Source organism: Thermomicrobium sp. CFH 73360, from assembly GCF_023806465.1.
Classification (GTDB): domain Bacteria; phylum Chloroflexota; class Chloroflexia; order Thermomicrobiales; family Thermomicrobiaceae; genus Thermomicrobium.
Map to the genome: position 1 here is coordinate 754,305 of NZ_JAMSLS010000002.1, position 16,800 is coordinate 771,104.

Sequence of the window (16,800 nt, forward strand, 5' to 3'; positions counted from 1 at the left end):
GTCAGCGAGTTGGTCCCCACACGGTCACGTCGTTGTTGCGGTCGAGGCCGAGTGCGACAAAGGTTGGCCAAGATAGTTCGACCACCCAGCGACTACGCCACGCGGCGACGTGCCCCGAGGCGACCGTGTCCCCGATCGTACACCACAGAGCGATACCGTTGGCGATGAGGAGCAGACGTTCCCCGGGGCGATAGTCCGGGTGGACACAATAGAAGCCGTTCGGGTCCGGAGATGCATCGGGGACTGCACTACCCCAGCGAGCATAGGTGGCAAGTGTTTGCTCCCACCAACTCACGTCGTAGCTCGGGTCATAGTAGGCCGCATGGCCCCTCCCCACCTCGGTAAGCGTCGGACCCTGGAGCGGCACAGCATTGGTCGGAAAGCGCTGGCGGAACTCGTCGGCCGTGCGGAGGACATCACCTGGTTGTGCACTGCTCCCTGCTGCCGCGAGGTAGCGGGCGAGCCCAGTCTCGAGGCCCGCGTGGGCGAGAAACATGGCAAGTGTCGCTGCGCCGCGCCGGGCATTCTCGGCCGGGTCGAGCGGATAGTGTGTGTCAGTGAGGCTTGACCGAGGAACAAGCAGCAGACCGCGTGCGGTCGATGTTTCCGCCAAGGGATCGAACCGGCTAGTGACGGCAGCGAGTGCGACGACAAGATAAGGATCCAACTGGGATGCGCGTGCAGCACGGACGAGATATTCCCCGAACGGTACCCCGCTGGCCAAAGCCTGGTCACCTGAACCGAGAGGCGTATCCAGACCGCGCCAAGCGCGGTAGTGGAGTCCAACGTTTCCCCATTCGACGCGCCAAGTGTCTGGATTCTGCGGATCGTACGTCAAGACGCGGCGTTCAAATGCTTGCACCAGGACAAGACGTTCTTGACCGTCGACGCGTGTCCGGATCCAGTATGGCTCGCTGAGCGGAAGACCGGTGAGGGTGATCCATGGCCAGGGTTGCTGGCCGAGCCAGTCCCAGAAGACAGCCGGGATATTGTGGCCGCTCTGAGCGTCGTAGAAAGCGATGCGGACGTCCGGTTGGGTGACCATGTGGGGGAGCACTGTTCCGTCGCGCTGCAGGAGCTCCGTGACTGGCTCACCAAGGCGTGGAGGGGTGCGTCGTTCGGCGGCGCGATCGCCGATGGTTACGAGATTCCGGAGTGAGGCGTACGTTGGGGCTGCGTCATTGCCGATGAGATCTCCAGCGAGAGGGAGTGTGGCTGGTGGCACGGGGAGAAAGCGCTGGTCACCAACCTGAACAACGCCAAGCACCATGTCGCGGACGAGCAGTCCGAGTGTGAGATTTTTGCGGGGATCGGTTGACGAGGGATCAGTGACCTCAACGCGAGCCTTATCGAAATAGTACACCGTTCGCGCACCACCCGGGGCTTCTGCATACGGCTCAGTCGCGACGGCGCGGATGACTGGTCCAAGCGCCCAGGCGCGACCGACAGTTTGGTAGCGAACACCTCCATCGAGCTGGACCCAGAGGGCTGCCACGGCAGGCTGGGCGGTTGTCGGATCGAGACCCGAGGGCGTTGCACCGACGGCCGGTGCGAACGAGCCAAACAGTATTCCGAGCACGAGCAGCCGGATCGGCGATGCTCGCATCCCTTCCCTCCCTGTACTCGTCGTATTCAGCCGATCACTGAAGCAGATCGGCGGTGCGCTGGCGTGTCGTCAGCGCACGGGGGCGGAGTATACGAACTCGGGGATGGGATGTCAAATTCGTGATGCGATCGTGGTCAATCACCGGAAAACGATGGGCAAGTTCGCACACGACCGTTCATGTGCCGATCGAGCGCTCACGGATAGTAAAAGTATATAAAGAACTCGTGCTGCGGATACTCAGCATTGTGGTGAACTTTTCGCGGCGCGTCAAATTGGGCTTCGCCGTACAATACAATGGGCCCAGAGGAAAGGAGGCAGCATGGAACGGCTCGATGACGCGTCAATCGCTCGAGCATTGGAGAGTCTGCCAGCATGGGAGCGGCAGGGCGATGCCCTCGTCCGTGAGGTGAAGTTCAAAAACTTCCGCGAAGCGATGGCTTTCGTAAACCGCGTCGCGGACGTTGCTGAAGAGCACCGGCATCACCCAGATATCACGATCCGGTACAACCGCGTGCAGCTCTTGCTCACTACGCACGAGGCTGGTGGCCTCACGGAGCGGGATGTGGAACTCGCCCGGCGGATCGACGGTCTCCTCACGTAGCCGCGAGGAACTCGACGATTGCCTGCCAGGTGAGCTCCGTGACGATTCGATCCGCTTCCTCGAGTCCTGGGAGCATGCGGCGAGCCACTGCGACGACGGATAGTCCAGCGGCACGGGCCGCCCGCACACCAGCTGGCGCATCTTCGACCGCGACGCTGCAAGGGGGTGCTACGCCGAGATGGTAACAGCCGAGGAGATATGGCTCCGGATGCGGTTTGCCATGCGTAACGTCCTCGGCCGTAACAACGGTGTTGATCCGCCCCTCGAGTCCAGCTGCCCGTAGCGCCCATTGTGCCTCGTTCTTCAAGGCACCCGTGACGACGGCTACCGGGTAACCGGCCTCCAAGGCGGCGACGGCGGTCGCGATACCATCCCAGAGGAGCGCGACTGCACCACGGCTGAAGAGGTCGTGATAGGCGTTGGCCTTCAGTCGGAGTATCTCCGTCAGCTGGTCGGCAGGAGTTTCGAGCTTGGTCAGAGCGGCCATGATCGCTTCGCGATCGGGGCGGCCGATCATACAGTCACGATAGAGTTCCTCTGAGAGATCAGGAAGACCAAGGGCGAGAAAGGCGCGGCGTGTCGCCTCGTAGTGTGCCTCCTCGCTGTTGATGAGGACGCCGTCCAGGTCGAACAGAATCCCCGCACGCTTGCTGCTCATCGCCATCTCCCGTTCCTGTGCCCACTTTCCGAGGCACGAGCGTTGCATACTTGCTGATAGCGCGGCCAGCCCGCGCCAGGAGGCGAGGGAACCAACGATGACGACGCGTGTCCGTGTTCGGTTTGCCCCGAGTCCAACGGGAGACCTTCACGTTGGTGGGGCGCGTACAGCGCTTTTCAACTGGCTCTTCGCACGTCAGCACGGTGGTGCGTTCATCTTGCGCATTGAGGACACTGACCAGGCACGCCTAGTTGGCCAGAGTATCCAAGGGATTATTGAGGGGTTGAAGTGGCTTGGGTTGGAGTGGGACGAGGGCCCCGACATCGGTGGTCCCTACGGTCCCTATATCCAGAGCCAGCGACTAGCGCTCTACCAGGAGCACGCGCGCTGGCTGGTGGAGCACGGCCATGCGTATTACTGCTTCTGCACCCCAGAGCGCTTGGAGCGTGTGCGGCAAGAGCAGCGGGCGCGGGGTGAACCACCTGGCTATGACCGGCACTGCCGCTTCCTTCCACCGGACGAAGTCCAGGCGCGCCTGGAACGGGGTGAGCCGGCGGTGATCCGGTTCAAGATGCCGTCTGAAGGTGAGACGACGATCGTCGATCTCCTCCGTGGCGAGATCACTTACGAGAATCGCTTGCTGCAAGATCTTGTCCTGCTGAAGTCAGACGGCTTCCCAACGTATCATCTGGCGAATGTGGTTGACGACCACTATATGGAGATCTCCCACATCCTCCGAGCGGAGGAATGGATCCCCTCGGCACCGCTTCATGCGCAGCTCTACCGTGCCTTCGGATGGGAGATGCCGGTGCTTTGTCACTTGCCGCTGATCCTTAGTCCCGATGGCAAAGGTAAGCTTTCCAAGCGGCACGGTGCGACCGGGGTGCTCGAGTTTAAGCGGCTCGGCTACCTGCCCGAGGCGATGATGAATTACCTGGCCCTCCTCGGCTGGGCCTATGACGCCGAGCGTGAGATCTTCTCACGCGAGGAACTCATCCAGCTCTTTCGTTTGGAGGAGGTGAACCCGCACCCGGCGCGCTTCAACTTTGAAAAGTTGCTCTGGATGAACCAGTACTATATCAACCACATACTCTCACTCGATGAATTCGCCCGCCGGTGCGTCCCCTTCTTACGAGAGGCCGGACTTGTTGGTCCCGAGGCTGAGGTTCCAGAGCACCCGGCCTTCGCCTATGTCCGCGACGTTGTTGCGCTGGTCAAGGATCGTGCAAAGCTCTTGAGTGAAGTTCCAGAGCTGACTCGCTTCTTCTTTACCGAGGTCGAGGACTACGATCCGGAGCTGCTGCTGCAGCGCAAAGTAGAACCCGAGGCTGTTCTCCAAGGGCTGGAGCGAACACTTGCTGGACTGCAAGACGCGGACTTCACCAATGAGGCCGACTTGGAGCGACGGTTAAGGGCACTGGCGGAGGAGCTTGGCCTCAAGACAGGACAACTGTTCATGCCGATCCGTGTGGCGGTTACGGGACGCACCGTGTCGCCAGGGCTCTTTGAGACACTGCGCGTCCTTGGACGGGAACGCTCGCTCGAACGGCTGGCGCGAGCGCGAGAGAAGCTGGCCGCGTATCTGGCCGCACGTGCAGCAAGCGCATCCGACTGAGATGGGGGAGGCGTGGCACCCCAGGGGAATCGGCGAAGTGCCGGCGAGCCAGTCCACGCAACTTCCCAGAAGAGACCGGTGAAGAGTCGCGGGGTGGCGATCGCAGTCACCATCGTGCTTCTTGGTGTGCTTGTCCAAGTCACCGTCGTTGCCTTGTCCGGTGGAGCGATCGGCCCTTTGCAGTTCAGTCTGGCCTTGCTCGCGCTGGCACCACTCGCCGGAGCAGTGGCAGCCATGTTCTGGCTCGTCCGGAATCGACTGCGTCGGTGAGCCTTCTGGATCACCGACCTTGCCAGGTTCGTGTGCATGCCCTCGCCCCTGGGTACCAGGGCTCAGTCGCTGACAGAAGTTAGAGAGGAGCGGGACGACGGGCCAGTTCGGCCGGCAGTGGTGAGGCGGCGAAGGGAACGGCTGGCTTCATGCCTTCCTGTCATCCATCCGATCGAGGCTGTGGGGACGCAGGAGAACTGTTGCGTTTTTGTCACGTCTTCCTCTTGCCTCTCGCCTCGCATGAAGTATCCTGTAACTAGGCCCCGACGATTCGAGGCCGGGAATCCGAAACCCGAAAGGGGAGTAGGAAACCCGAACCGAGGATCGTCGGGGCCATTCTTTTGCGCGGCCCCCTGCTGAAATCGCGGCTGAAACTGCGCGCCTAGTCGCATGCGGCTCTCTCCCGTTTCTGTGCGCTGCAGGGTCCTTGGATCGTCTGCAGGGGGCGACGGAGCCGCCGCGATCCCGGCTCCGTAGTTCTTCTGCGCTCATTTCCCCGAAGGTTGGGAGAGGCGAGCTTGGTCACGTCTCCAGGGACCGTTGCCATGACGAGCGATCGCTGCGCAGCCGCTGTGGGGTTGCTTTGGTGAGCAGGGCAGTCTGCCGAGGATGGTGGACGATGGGTGTCTGCCTTGCGTTCGGGCAGGGATTCATCTTTGCCCATCGGTGGCAACCCAGTTTCTGATCCCCGCGGGACGTCACGTGCTGCGCCTGTGTAATTGTCCCCCTATACGCGCACTGACCCAAGATCTCGTGGGTAGCCCGTGTTGTGGATAGAAGGGGCAACGATCTCGCTCTGTCAACACAAGAGACGATCGCCTGGTGCCTAAGCGGTCTGCGGCATCACGAATTCGGCTTTACCAGCGTAACACCGTGTCCAGGAGCTCTATCCTTCGGTTGTGCCTCATGGCCAGAGTGAAGGTGACGCTTGCGGCGGTGATTACGAACAACGCGGGCGAAAATCGCGAGCGATTCATGCTGTGGGGCGGGGAGCAGCGCGTTTGCCTGCATGCCGGCAGTGGAGTTTATCCCCCCTTCCAATACTTGTACAGCGGCACTCCTGATTGCGCGGGAGGTCGTGCGCAGGGGCGAGGTGGTGCAGTGCTCATCCACGAAGAGCCCGGACTCTTCCGGAGAGGTCGTGCACTTTGTACTTTCGAGAGAACGAGCGAGCCTACGTTTAGGCCAGGCGGACTGCGTGTCGGAGTGCCGTTGCGGCGAGCCCCTGGCCGCGGGCGAGGCTCTCGGCAACCTCGTGTTCTGTCCAAACAAAGAGGTCAACCGGCACGGGAAGCGAGCGGAACGCCTCCAGACAGCACTCGCGCGCTTGGTGACGGTCGGCGTTGTCCGCGATCACGACGAGGATATCCACATCACTACGCGGTGTTGGGACACCATGGGCGAAGGATCCGAAGAGGTGAATTGCGATAACACCAGGACACGCCCTGGCACGCGCAGTTGAACGGCGAAGTTCAGCGAGCACGCGTTCACGATCGAGGAAACGCACGCTGGCAGAACTCGACGATGGCTCGGGCATCAGTAATCGCCTCCCTTGCATCGTCCACCGTGTAGTACTCTCCCGGAAGTCCGGCTGGAAATCCGTTGGGGTAGCGGGCAAGGATATAGTGACGGTCCAAGCGTCGCGCTGCCAAAAGAAGTGCGTCAGGAACTGGGAACCGGGTCGCGAGCCCTTCAAGGAGATGAAGGACGCTGTGTCCCCATCCCTCGCCGCCAAGTGCCAGGAGGAGGCCCTTCACGGCCTTTTCGGCTGCTTGCTGGGCCGCGAAGCAAGACCACTCGTAGTCTCCGGCGGCTGCCGCATGCTCAGCGTGCGCAAGATCGCGCTGGGCTTGTGCCAACCAGTCGGGTCCACGATTCGCCACGACGCCTCTTCCTACATCGACTGAAGCATACCAGCAGGGCAACCGGGAACGAGGAGACAGAGGGTGGTTACTCGTGCGTCAGGAATGGTGGGCAGCTGCTGCATCGGAGAGAGCATCACCCCGGGAACCCCGCCGAGAACGGTTGAGAAGCAGCACGCAGACGGCCCCTTTAGAACTCGTTAGTCCTTCCCTGTCCAGTGCGGGGCTGGTTGGCGGCTGAAAGAACACAGTCGAGCTACTCTGTAGTCGGAGCGTACGAGGGCTACGCTCGTCCTCGACCCGAGGTCACATTGGTGGCTGTTGCGACGTCTCCGATCTATCGTCGCTCTTGAGCCTTGCGTGTCGAAACGTTGTGGATCCTGTGCCATTGACGTCGTCTGCGATGGCTCTTGAGCCCTGCCTTCAGCGACAATGTCTGTCCCCTATGCCTCGCCAAGCTCGGTCTGGAGGGCGTATGATCGCGCGTGCGCGGGAGCGATGACTCCTGAAAGATGAGTGTTTGTCGATTGTCTGATCATGTCCGAGAGACTGCTGCTTCCCAGCCTCGCGGAAGCTCCTCTTTCTGATGGCGAACTTGGCTTTCTCTGGTCGTTCATCGACGCGAGCATCATGTTTCCAGCAACGCGTTGGCGGCTTCGAGATGCTTGGGGCATGTGCCCTCGCCATGCGCTCGGCTGGCTGCAGGTCGAGCTGCTCCTGCGCCCGAATCTCCTGCATGGCCCGGCGCTGCTCTACGAGGACTTGCTGTCTCGAGCTGTCGGGGCGATGGATGTCCACGGTCCGGGCCGTGCGCTTCGTCTCGCCTGGCGGTTGCGCATGCGGGCCCCATGCCTGATGTGCGAACTCGGTTACGGCCCCCAGTCACCAGGTTTTCCTCCCGAGGGACTTGCTCAACGACGAGCGGATCTCGTTCCCCTCTGCTCGTTTGTCCACGAGACATCTCCGTGGTGGAAGGAGTTCGTCTACGGAACATGTGTTGGGAATGACCATTCGGCACGTTGCCGAGAGCACCTCCGCACCGAGCACGCCTATGCCGAGGCGACCTTCCGGGAGCAGCAGGAGCGCGTTCGTCGGATCGCTGGGCATGTCAGTGCCTTTGCGCGTTCTTTCCGATGGGAACTTCGGGGAACCGCGACCGGTGCTGATCGGGCCGGCCTGATCGCGGCGATCGGCTGGTGTCAGGGGTGGGGCAGCTTCGTGGAGCTCGTCCGCGAGGATGTCTGAACGTCTGCGCCGTTTGCTGTCACTGGTGCCACGTGATCACCGTCTGGGGCCGTCGGTGGGCTGAGAAACGCTCGTGGCTTCAAGCTGACCTCGGTGCCACTGTCCGACTCCGCACAACCGGTCTCGCACCCTCGTTGGTCATCCCTCTCGAGGGGGCTGCAAAACCTTCGTCGTCTGCTGCTGAGAGGTTGGTGAGCAAGCGGGCTGTGTCCCAATTTCGGTGATAGCGCATTCGATACACGCTCGAGAATCTCCTGTTGACAGGATGACCTGCTGTGGGGTACTTTTTGGGCAAGCAAGAGGGCGATGGAGTCCGCCCGGGCGAGCGTCAAGCCCGAACTGCCGAGCGTGGCTGATGGCTCCTGTCCACACGGTGTGTGGGCAGGAGCTTTCTCTTTCCGCCCCCGCCGTGTGGTACAGATCGGCTCGCGAGAACGGGGGTGGAAGAATGGAGAATGTTTGGGCGATCGCAGCGATCTGGGTCGCACTCGCCTTCGTAGCAAGCATCTTTTCGATTCGACTCGGGATCTCTGTTGCACTCCTTGAAATATTGGTGGGGGTCGCGGCTGGTAATCTTTTCCACCTCCAAGTGACCGACTGGATTAACACCCTGGCGGGGTTTGGGGCGGTCCTCTTGACCTTTCTCGCTGGGGCGGAGATTGAGCCGGAGGCTCTACGGCGGCACCTCAAGCCGAGCTTGGCGATTGGCATCGCTGGGTTCCTTTTCCCTTTCTTTGGCGCTGCGGCCTTTGCGCGTTTTGTGGCTGGCTGGACGACTCCGCAAGCCTGGATCGCGGGGACTGCGCTCTCCACGACCTCGGTGGCGGTGGTTTACGCCGTCATGGTCGAAACTGGGCTCAACGAGACTGACCTCGGCAAGTTGATCCTCGCCGCCTGCTTTGTAAACGACCTCGGCACCGTGCTCGCGCTGGGGCTCATCTTCGCCAACTACAACCTCTGGTTGCTCGTCTTCACGGTGGTGACCATCGCCATCTTGGCTGTACTGCCACGGGCGATGCGCTTCGTGGTTACGGTCTGGGGGAACCGGGTGAGTGAGCCGGAGGTTAAGGTTCCTGCTGCTTGTGCTTTTCTTCCTCGGCTGGCTGGCGACGCGGGCGAAGAGTGAAGCTGTCTTGCCGGCCTATCTCGTCGGTCTCGTCGTAGCGGGGATCTTTACGCACCAGCGGACGTTGATGTTGCGGTTGCGCACGATTGCCTTCGCGTTGCTGACGCCGTGGTACTTTCTGAAGGCTGGCCTCTATGTGTCGATTCCGGCATTGGTGACCGGCATCGGCCTTGTCGTTGCCCTGCTCGTGGTCAAGATGGTGACCAAGCTGATTGGTGTGGGGCCGCTCACCCTGCTCTTTGGAATGGGGCGTCCCAGTTCGGCTTATACCACGCTGCTCATGTCGACCGGTCTGACGTTCGGGACAATTTCGGCCCTCTTCGGGCTGAATAATGGGATCATCAATCAGGCACAGTACACTGCGCTCGTGACGGCGGTTATCGGTTCGGCGCTAGTTCCCACGTGGATTGCGCAAACATTCTTCTTACCGCACACACCAGAGCCGGAGCAGGCCAGGGAGCCCATCGTGACGGTTCCTGTGGCGGAAGGAGAGGAGTAACACGCAATGTACCGAAAGATCTTGGTCGGCTTTGACGGGTCCGATGGCGCGAAGGCGGCACTGCGTCATGCCATTGAGTTGGCCCGTCGCTTTGGTGCCGAACTCTGGAGTTTGTCGGTGATCGAAACGCCGCATTGGGCGACGGCCACGGTCGGTGAGGTCGATGAGCAACGGCGACTCATTGAGGAGGAGTTGGAGCGCCTCCAACAGGCGGCGCGCACGCAGGCCGCAGAGTTTGGGCTGGAGATCCACGCGGTGACGCGCCTGGGGCACCCCGCACAACTGCTTGTCCAAGAGGCCCAACGCGGCAACTTTGACCTTTTAGTCATTGGCCACAGTGGTCGTTCCGGTGTGTGGGGTGTCTTCCTTGGCACGACCGCAGACAAGGTTGTTCGCCATGCACCGTGCAGCGTCTTGGTCGTGCGGTGGTAGCCAGCCATGAAGACAGCACACCGTGAAGCTCCTCCACGCTACGTGATCGCAGAGATCCGTCATCTGCTTGCCAAGTCGGGCTGCCCACTCTGCCATGCTGAGGCAGAAGCGCTCGAGCGGTTTCTGTTTTGGTTCTTTCATGAATCGTACGGGGAGCCTGAGATTGTTCTGCAATATGTTCGGTCGCGTGGTTTCTGCGCAGAGCACCTGAAACTCGTCGCTGAGCGTGGACCGCAGTGGCAGGTCTCGGCAATGTTTTCGTGGATCATCGAGGATCTGCTAACTGCTCTCCGCACTTCACTCGCAGCAGTTGCGGAGAAGAGACCTTTGCGATTCCGATCCTGGCGTAAAGGGGCGACCAGGGTGGTCGAACCAACCGCTGGGTGTCTCTTCTGCGACGTGATTGAGCGGACACAGGAGAGCCTTATCCCCATGCTGCTGGAAGCGCTGGAGTACGACGAAACACTGCGTGCTCGCTTCGTCGAGGTCGGCGGCTGTTGCGTTCCGCACGCTCTGCTTGTTGCACGGTCGGCGCGAGGAGAGCAACAGCGTGGGCTTCTGCTCGTTCTCGAGGTGTTGCAGAAGCAGCTCGAGTCCACCAAGCACGATCTGGACGAGTTCTTCCGCAAAGCTGACTACCGGTATGCGCATGAACCACGCGGTGCGGAGCAGCATGCCTGGCGCCGTGCCCTTGTACAGTTCGGATACAAAAGTGACCGAGAATCACCGACACAGCGCCAAACGTCGCAAGAGCAGGGTGCTCATTGCCCCCCTCGGAAACGAGGGTGAGTACACTTGCTCAAGAACGAACAGGAGGGCGTTGGGATGCAGCTGCTGCAGGGGCTCCGCAATCACATTGGTTTAGTTCCGAATCCAGTAAGTCAGGCTACACGACAGGCACGGTCCCGCATCCGTGGTGCTGAGGTGAGCATCAGCGTCTGCCCATACTGCGCCGTTGGCTGCTCGCAACTTGTCTATACCAAGGACGGCCGTATTCTTGACATCGAGGGAAACTACGAGAGCCCAATCAATGGCGGCACCCTCTGCCCCAAAGGGGCAGCGACCTGGCAGCTGATTCACAGCCCACTGCGCGAGCTCCGCGTCAAGTATCGCGCACCCTATAGTGACCATTGGGAGGAGCGTTCCCTCGACTGGGCGATGGAACGCATTGCCCAGCTTGTCAAGCAAACCCGAGATGCGACCTTCGTTCATCGTGATGAAAACGGTCTGGTGGTCAACCGGACGCTCGGCATTGCGCACCTGGGCGGCGCAACACTCGACAACGAAGAGAACTATCTCATCAAAAAGCTCTTCACTGGGGGGCTCGGGATCGTCGCCGTTGAAAACCAAGCCCGCATATGACACTCCAGCACGGTGCCCGGTCTGGGCGCCCGACTTGGACGAGGTGGTGCCACAACCACTCTGGCCAGCCTGGCCGAGAGTGACTGCATCGTCATCATGGGCTCAAATATGGCCGAGAACCATCCCGTCGGCTTCCGCTTCGTTGTCAAGGCACGGGAGCGTGGTGCGCGCATCATCCATGTTGATCCCCGCTTTTCACGCACCTCGGCACTAGCCGACCTCCACGTACCGATCCGCCCGGGAAGCGACCTGGTTTTCCTTGGTGCTCTGGTGAACTACGTCCTAAACTCCGAGCGCTGGAACAGTGATCCGTTCTTCCGTGAGTATGTGCTGCACTATACGAATGCCAGCGTGCTTGTCTCTCCCGACTTCCGTGATACGGAAGACTTGGCTGGAGTTTTCAGCGGCTACGATCCGCAGCAGCACCGGTACGATCCCTCGAGCTGGCAGTATGCTGGCCGGGTCCAACCGCTGGACGGGGAACGCTGGCCCTGTCGCCCGCGCATCGAACCCGAGCGCGATCCGACACTTCAGCACCCTAACTGTGCGTTGCAGGTGGTGAAACGCCACTTTGCGCGCTACACACCGGAACTCGTCGAGCAAGCGTGTGGCGTCCCTCGCGATCTTTTTGTCGAAGTCGCCGACACGATCCTCGCTAACTCGGGCCGTGACCGGACAACTGCCTTCTGCTATGCCGTCGCCTGGACGCAGCACACGATCGGCACGCAGATCATTTCCTGCTGTGCGCTGCTGCAGCTCCTGCTCGGCAACATTGGTCGGCCGGGCGGTGGAATCCTCGCCTTGCGGGGGCACGCGACGATTCAAGGGTCCACCGATATCCCAACCCTCTTCGATCTGCTGCCTGGGTATCTGAAGATGCCTCAGGCAATCCCGCAGCATGCAACGCTCGCCGACTACTTTGCCCATGAGCGCCCTGCAACCGGTCTCTGGTACGACATGCCCAAGTTCCTCATTTCGCTCCTCAAAGCATGGTATGGTGATGCCGCAACACCGGAAAATGACTTCGCCTACGAATTCCTGCCAAAAATCGGCGGCGACTACTCGTTCCAATCGATCCTGACTATGATGAAGGACGGGATCATTAAGGGCCTCTTTGTCATGGGGATGAATCCGGCCGTCGGTGGCCAGAACGCCCGACTGGCTCGCCAGGCATTGGCCAATCTCGATTGGCTCGTTGTTCGCGATGTCCACGAGATCGAAACGGCTTCCTTCTGGTATGACGCTCCTGAGGTGCGAAGTGGCGAGGTCCGGCCGCAGGACATCAAGACCGAAGTGTTCTTCCTCCCCGCGGCCATCGCTGCTGAAAAGGACGGGACATTCACGAACACGCATCGCCTCGTGCAGTGGCATGACAAAGCGGTCGATCCGCCAGGAGATGCCCGCTCGGAGGCTCACTTCGTCTTCCAGTTGGGACAGCGCCTCAAGGAGCTCTACGCCGGTGATGAGTCACCAGCTGGTCGGCAAATCGCTGCCCTCACGTGGGATTACCCAACAGTGGGGCCACATCAGGAGCTTGACCTCATGGCCGTGGCTCGGGAGATCAGCGGATACCGGGTCAGCGATGGCCGCCCGGTCGCGGGCTTTCAGGAGCTGGCTGATGACGGCTCAACAGCCTGCGGGTGCTGGATTTATTCGGGCATTGTCACGCCCGAAGGGGAGCACCGTGCCAAGCGACGTCGTGGTGATGATCGCGCCAGTCTCGACTGGGGCTTTGCCTGGCCTGCCAACCGTCGGATCCTTTACAACCGTGCCTCGGCTGACCCGCAGGGACGCCCCTGGAGTGAACGGAAGAAGTGGATCTGGTGGGACCCCGAACAGCAACGGTGGGTCGGCTACGATGTGCCGGACTTCCCGGCGAGCAAGCCACCGGATTATCAGCCGCCGCCGGGCGCTCGTGGGCTTGAGGCGCATCCGGGCACGGCACCGTTCATCATGATGCTTGATGGGCAGGGATGGCTCTTCGTCCCACGGGGGCTCTTGGACGGACCTCTACCTACCCATTACGAGCCGTGGGAGACACCGGTCACCAACCCGCTCTATCCCGCTCAGCCGCGGAGTCCGGTGGCACCAGTCTTCCTCCGCCCAGACAACCCGTATCACGAGATTGGTGACCCGCGCTATCCGTACGTCATCACGACTTACCGACTTACGGAGCATCACACCGCTGGTGGCATGAGTCGCTGGGTACCCTGGCTGGCCGAGTTGCAGCCCGCCGGCTTTGTCGAACTCAGTCCGGAGCTTGCCCGTGAACTGGGGATCACCACTGGCGATTGGGTCGTCGTTGAGACTGCCCGTGGCTGTGCAGAAGCTCGTGCGCTGGTCACCGAGCGTGTCCAGCCGCTTGTCATCGCAGGGCGAACCGTGCATGTCATCGGCATGCCGTGGCATTTCGGTTTTGGTGGGCTGGCAACGGGTGGTATCGCCAACGAGCTCGCTGCCCTCGTTAAAGACCCCAATTCGCTCATCCACGAGGCCAAGTCATTCACCTGCACGATCCGCAAGGGACGGCTGCAAGAGGGGGTGGTGCGGTGAACAGTGAAAGCACGCTGGTCGGCCGCACGCGCGCTCGCCCCGGTGCTTTCGGGTTCCTGACAGATACGACGCTCTGCATCGGCTGCAAGGCGTGTGAAGTCGCCTGTAAGCAGTGGAACCAGCTGCCGATGGATGACTTTGGCTTTACCGGTATGAGTTACGACAACACCGGTGACCTCGGCGCAACCACCTGGCGGCATGTCGCTTTCATCGAACGCGTTGCCGATCGGCAGGGGCGGCGTCCAACGCGGCTCCAACCTTTCCAGAGTCACTGGCTGATGCTCAGCGATGTGTGTAAACACTGCGTCAATGCGGGATGCATGGAGGCCTGCCCCACCGGGGCGATTATCCGTACCGAATTCGACACTGTTGTCATTCAACAGGATGTTTGCAATGGCTGCGGCTACTGTGTCCCTGCGTGCCCCTTCGGTGTTCCAGCGCTGAGCCCACTTGATGGTAAAGCGCATAAGTGCACGCTCTGCTACGACCGGCTGAAGGACGGCCTGGAGCCAGCCTGCTCAAAAGCCTGTCCGACCGATGCTATTCAGTTCGGACCGGTACACGCGTTGATGGATCGTGCCAAAGCGCGTGTGGCTGAGCTTCAGGCGCAAGGCGTTGACGCACGGATCTACGGTGACGAAGCGCTCGGTGGCACCGGAGGAATCGGGGGGCTGAACGCTTTCTTTATCCTGACTGCTCCGCCGGAGGTGTACAACCTGCCAGCGGCGCCAGAACTCCCGCAGCGGCGGGTGCTACCGGCCTTCTTGACGACGGCACTGGCAGCGTTGGTGCTCGGCGTGGCGACGCTCCTCTCCTTCTGGCGAACCAAGGAGGTGCGCCATGGCTGAACTGCGTCGTTGGCAACACCGGCGTGCCCCTGGAGAGCCAGTGAGCGCCGAAACACGCGAGAGCTACTACGGACTACCGGTCATTCACGGACCACACTGGCGGTGGCCGATCGTTTTCTACTTCGTGCTCGGAGGTCTGGCTGGTGGCAGTGCAGTGCTGGCGGCCGCAGCCCGGTTGGTTGGTGGGCGGTGGGCCAGGTCCGTCGTGCGGATCGGGAGGTATCTAGCTTTCTTGGCGGTGTTGCCCGGTCCACTTCTCCTCATCGTCGACTTGGGGCGGCCCGAACGCTTTCATCACATGTTGCGGGTGGTCAAGTTGCGCTCTCCAATGTCAGTTGGTGTGTGGGGACTGGTGGGGTTTACCGCCAGTGCCTTCTTGAACGCGCTATGGCAAGCGGCCGAAGATGGCTTGCTCGGTCGGAGGGGAGTGGTTCGGTGCATCCGTCGGCTTCCTGACCGCGGTCTCGCGGCGATGAGTCTACTCCCGGCCTTTTTCCTCGCTGGATACACTGGCGTGCTGCTCGGTGCGACAGCTGTACCGCTGTGGGCACGGAATGCGCTCCGCTTGGGACCACTCTTCCTTTGTTCCGCGCTCTCGAGTGCTGCGGCGGCACTGTCCCTTCTTGTCGGGAGCGGGCCGGATGTTCAGCGAGTACGGCGCGCGCTCGAGCGGGTAGAACAGGTGGCGCTCGTTGGAGAACTCGCTCTGCTGGAAGCGGTACAGCGTGGCAGTGGAGACGTGGTCGGACGACCGATCACGGTGGGACTTGAGGGGCGTGCCTACGCGGGAGCACGGGCCAGTGCCGGGCTCGCGCTCGGACTGCACCTCCTGGCGCGGGTCGTGCCGCGCCGGTGCCGCACCGTGCTGCGGGTGCTCGCTGCGCTGGTCGCGTTCGGCGGAGCCTTTCTGCTACGTGCAGCGATGGTCTTCGGCGGGCGCTGCTCAGCGGAGGACCCGAGAGCGACCTTCGTGATGACCCGCGGTGAGCGTCACTGAGTCTGGAATGGACGAGTTCCTTGCTTGCGGTAGAGATTGGGTGCTGATGTACCTGTGGTCCGTTACGGGTGAGATGGCGCTACTGGGTCGGTCTCCCCGAAGCGAGCCGAGTGCTCGTCTCCCGGCCAGGCATGTGCTCTGCTGTGGTGCGGTCGCTTGGTCATGCACGGTGGGGTTGTGTCTTCGATACTGTGCGGAGTACCGCGTGGACTGGTGAGGCTCTCCATGCTCGCCGGCGTGAAAATGATTGGAGCGGGGCGCCTGACATTGGTATGACGCTGCTGTCGATGCTCGATGCGCAAGATCGGGCGCTGAAAAGACCCGGGGGCGAACTCTCACCCCCGGGCCGACATCGCAACGTGGCAGATCGTCTAGCGTCGGAACTGGAACCAGGCCTCTCGAGTGGTCCCATCCTTTAGCAAGAGCACGACCTTCCCGCACCGACCAGCCCAGGCCTTGTCCGTCTTCCAGACGTAGATATATTGGTCGGTTGTCCGGTCGTATTGGAGTCCGCTGCTGCCGGCGGTGCTGGCCTCGGTTTCGGTGATGATGTCAGTGGGGCCCGCACCGCAAGTGACAAACTGCACGCGCGGCGCTCCGAGGAGGATATTCATGCCCTGGTACCCGTTCAGTGAGAACTTGAGCGGGACGCTGCGGCCAGCCTGTACCACGTTCCAGACGCCAGGATTGTCCACTGGTGCGAAGAAACCGCGCCATTGATACATGACCTGATAGGTGCAGTTAACCGAGGAGCTCGGGTTCCCAGCGTTATCCACAACCAAGCCAGCCGGCAGTGTGAGCGTTTGTGATCCGACCTGGGTCGTGTCCAACAGCACGTTCCCAGAAGTCGCACCGGCGACTCCCGATCCGCCGTCGGTGGCTGACCAGGTCGCGGAGATCGTCGTGTTCTGAAGGATCGGACCGCTCGGACAACTGAGGGTGACGGTGGGTCCCTTCTTGTCGACCTTGAAGAAATACGGTCCGACGGTTGTGCTGTTGCCGACCATATCGGCCACGGTGCGGCTGCTCGTTGTGGCGCTGGGGGTCTCAGTATCGGCAGGAACACTGGTGGTGAGAGAGAAGGTGGCGTCTGTGGCATCTGCTAAACCGGAGCCACCGTCTGATG

Annotated in this window: 16 protein-coding genes and 1 riboswitch; of the genes, 11 read left to right on the forward strand and 5 right to left on the reverse strand. The window is 61.5% G+C overall.

The genetic code is table 11. The annotated features are described in order from the left end of the window. Position 1: 1 nt before the first annotated feature. Positions 2-1,606, reverse strand: coding sequence for a lysozyme family protein (locus tag NET03_RS06645; protein ID WP_252128117.1), 1,605 nt, complete (start codon positions 1,604-1,606; stop codon positions 2-4). A gap of 319 nt (positions 1,607-1,925) precedes the next feature. Here NET03_RS06645 and NET03_RS06650 point away from each other — a divergent pair, with 319 nt between their 5' ends. After that, on the forward strand, positions 1,926-2,207 hold the full coding sequence (locus tag NET03_RS06650; RefSeq protein WP_252128118.1) for a 4a-hydroxytetrahydrobiopterin dehydratase: 282 nt from the start codon (positions 1,926-1,928) through the stop codon (positions 2,205-2,207). Here NET03_RS06650 and NET03_RS06655 read toward each other — a convergent pair. Continuing rightward, the gene (locus NET03_RS06655) at positions 2,200-2,865 is read right to left on the reverse strand and encodes an HAD family hydrolase (protein ID WP_252128119.1); all 666 of its coding nucleotides are present in this window, start codon (positions 2,863-2,865) and stop codon (positions 2,200-2,202) included. The genes NET03_RS06650 and NET03_RS06655 overlap by 8 nt on opposite strands. A 97-nt stretch (positions 2,866-2,962) precedes the next feature. Between NET03_RS06655 and gltX the strand changes: the two genes are divergently transcribed. Together gltX and NET03_RS06665 are read left to right on the forward strand one after the other, a co-directional pair. After that, positions 2,963-4,480 carry a glutamate--tRNA ligase gene (gene gltX, locus NET03_RS06660; protein ID WP_252128120.1) on the forward strand — a complete coding sequence of 506 codons (1,518 nt, stop codon included), beginning with the start codon at positions 2,963-2,965 and terminating at the stop codon, positions 4,478-4,480. 93 nt (positions 4,481-4,573) lie between these two features. Continuing rightward, a complete protein-coding gene (locus NET03_RS06665; RefSeq protein WP_252128121.1) occupies positions 4,574-4,750 on the forward strand; it encodes a hypothetical protein in 177 nt (58 codons plus the stop codon). A gap of 1,180 nt (positions 4,751-5,930) precedes the next feature. Here the strand turns inward: NET03_RS06665 and NET03_RS06670 are convergent. Together NET03_RS06670 and NET03_RS06675 are read right to left on the reverse strand one after the other, a co-directional pair. After that, positions 5,931-6,287 carry a nucleotidyltransferase domain-containing protein gene (locus tag NET03_RS06670; protein WP_252128122.1) on the reverse strand — a complete coding sequence of 119 codons (357 nt, stop codon included), beginning with the start codon at positions 6,285-6,287 and terminating at the stop codon, positions 5,931-5,933. Further along, positions 6,238-6,633 (reverse strand): HEPN domain-containing protein, encoded by a 396-nt coding sequence (locus NET03_RS06675; RefSeq protein ID WP_252128123.1) that lies wholly within the window; start codon positions 6,631-6,633, stop codon positions 6,238-6,240. The genes NET03_RS06670 and NET03_RS06675 overlap by 50 nt, the downstream gene beginning before the upstream one ends. A 516-nt stretch (positions 6,634-7,149) precedes the next feature. Here NET03_RS06675 and NET03_RS06680 point away from each other — a divergent pair. The 8 genes from NET03_RS06680 to nrfD all read left to right on the forward strand — a co-directional run bounded on the left by NET03_RS06680 (position 7,150) and on the right by nrfD (position 15,674). Further along, a complete protein-coding gene (locus tag NET03_RS06680) occupies positions 7,150-7,857 on the forward strand; it encodes a hypothetical protein (RefSeq protein ID WP_252128124.1) in 708 nt (235 codons plus the stop codon). A gap of 293 nt (positions 7,858-8,150) precedes the next feature. Then, a riboswitch (Fluoride riboswitch) is annotated at positions 8,151-8,229 on the forward strand. A 76-nt stretch (positions 8,230-8,305) separates the two neighbouring features. Then, positions 8,306-8,983 (forward strand): cation:proton antiporter, encoded by a 678-nt coding sequence (locus NET03_RS06685; RefSeq protein WP_252128125.1) that lies wholly within the window; start codon positions 8,306-8,308, stop codon positions 8,981-8,983. After that, positions 8,940-9,482 carry a cation:proton antiporter gene (locus NET03_RS06690; RefSeq protein ID WP_252128126.1) on the forward strand — a complete coding sequence of 181 codons (543 nt, stop codon included), beginning with the start codon at positions 8,940-8,942 and terminating at the stop codon, positions 9,480-9,482. Before NET03_RS06685 ends, NET03_RS06690 begins: the two co-directional genes overlap by 44 nt. 6 nt (positions 9,483-9,488) lie before the next feature. After that, the gene (locus NET03_RS06695; protein ID WP_252128127.1) at positions 9,489-9,914 is read left to right on the forward strand and encodes a universal stress protein; all 426 of its coding nucleotides are present in this window, start codon (positions 9,489-9,491) and stop codon (positions 9,912-9,914) included. A 6-nt stretch (positions 9,915-9,920) separates the two neighbouring features. Continuing rightward, positions 9,921-10,703 (forward strand): DUF6062 family protein, encoded by a 783-nt coding sequence (locus NET03_RS06700; RefSeq protein WP_252128128.1) that lies wholly within the window; start codon positions 9,921-9,923, stop codon positions 10,701-10,703. 36 nt (positions 10,704-10,739) lie between these two features. Then, positions 10,740-13,829, forward strand: a complete 3,090-nt coding sequence (gene fdh / locus NET03_RS06705) for a formate dehydrogenase (RefSeq protein ID WP_252128129.1) — start codon at positions 10,740-10,742, stop codon at positions 13,827-13,829. After that, positions 13,826-14,677 (forward strand): 4Fe-4S dicluster domain-containing protein, encoded by an 852-nt coding sequence (locus NET03_RS06710; RefSeq protein ID WP_252128130.1) that lies wholly within the window; start codon positions 13,826-13,828, stop codon positions 14,675-14,677. Before fdh ends, NET03_RS06710 begins: the two co-directional genes overlap by 4 nt. After that, positions 14,670-15,674: an NrfD/PsrC family molybdoenzyme membrane anchor subunit gene (nrfD, locus tag NET03_RS06715; protein ID WP_252128131.1), complete on the forward strand. Its 1,005-nt coding sequence runs from the start codon at positions 14,670-14,672 to the stop codon at positions 15,672-15,674. Before NET03_RS06710 ends, nrfD begins: the two co-directional genes overlap by 8 nt. Positions 15,675-16,045: 371 nt before the next feature. On the opposite strand, the gene NET03_RS06720 is transcribed toward nrfD, so the two are convergent. Then, positions 16,046-16,800, reverse strand: a 755-nt coding sequence (locus tag NET03_RS06720) for a PxKF domain-containing protein (RefSeq protein ID WP_252128132.1), incomplete at its 5' end; no start/stop codon positions are given.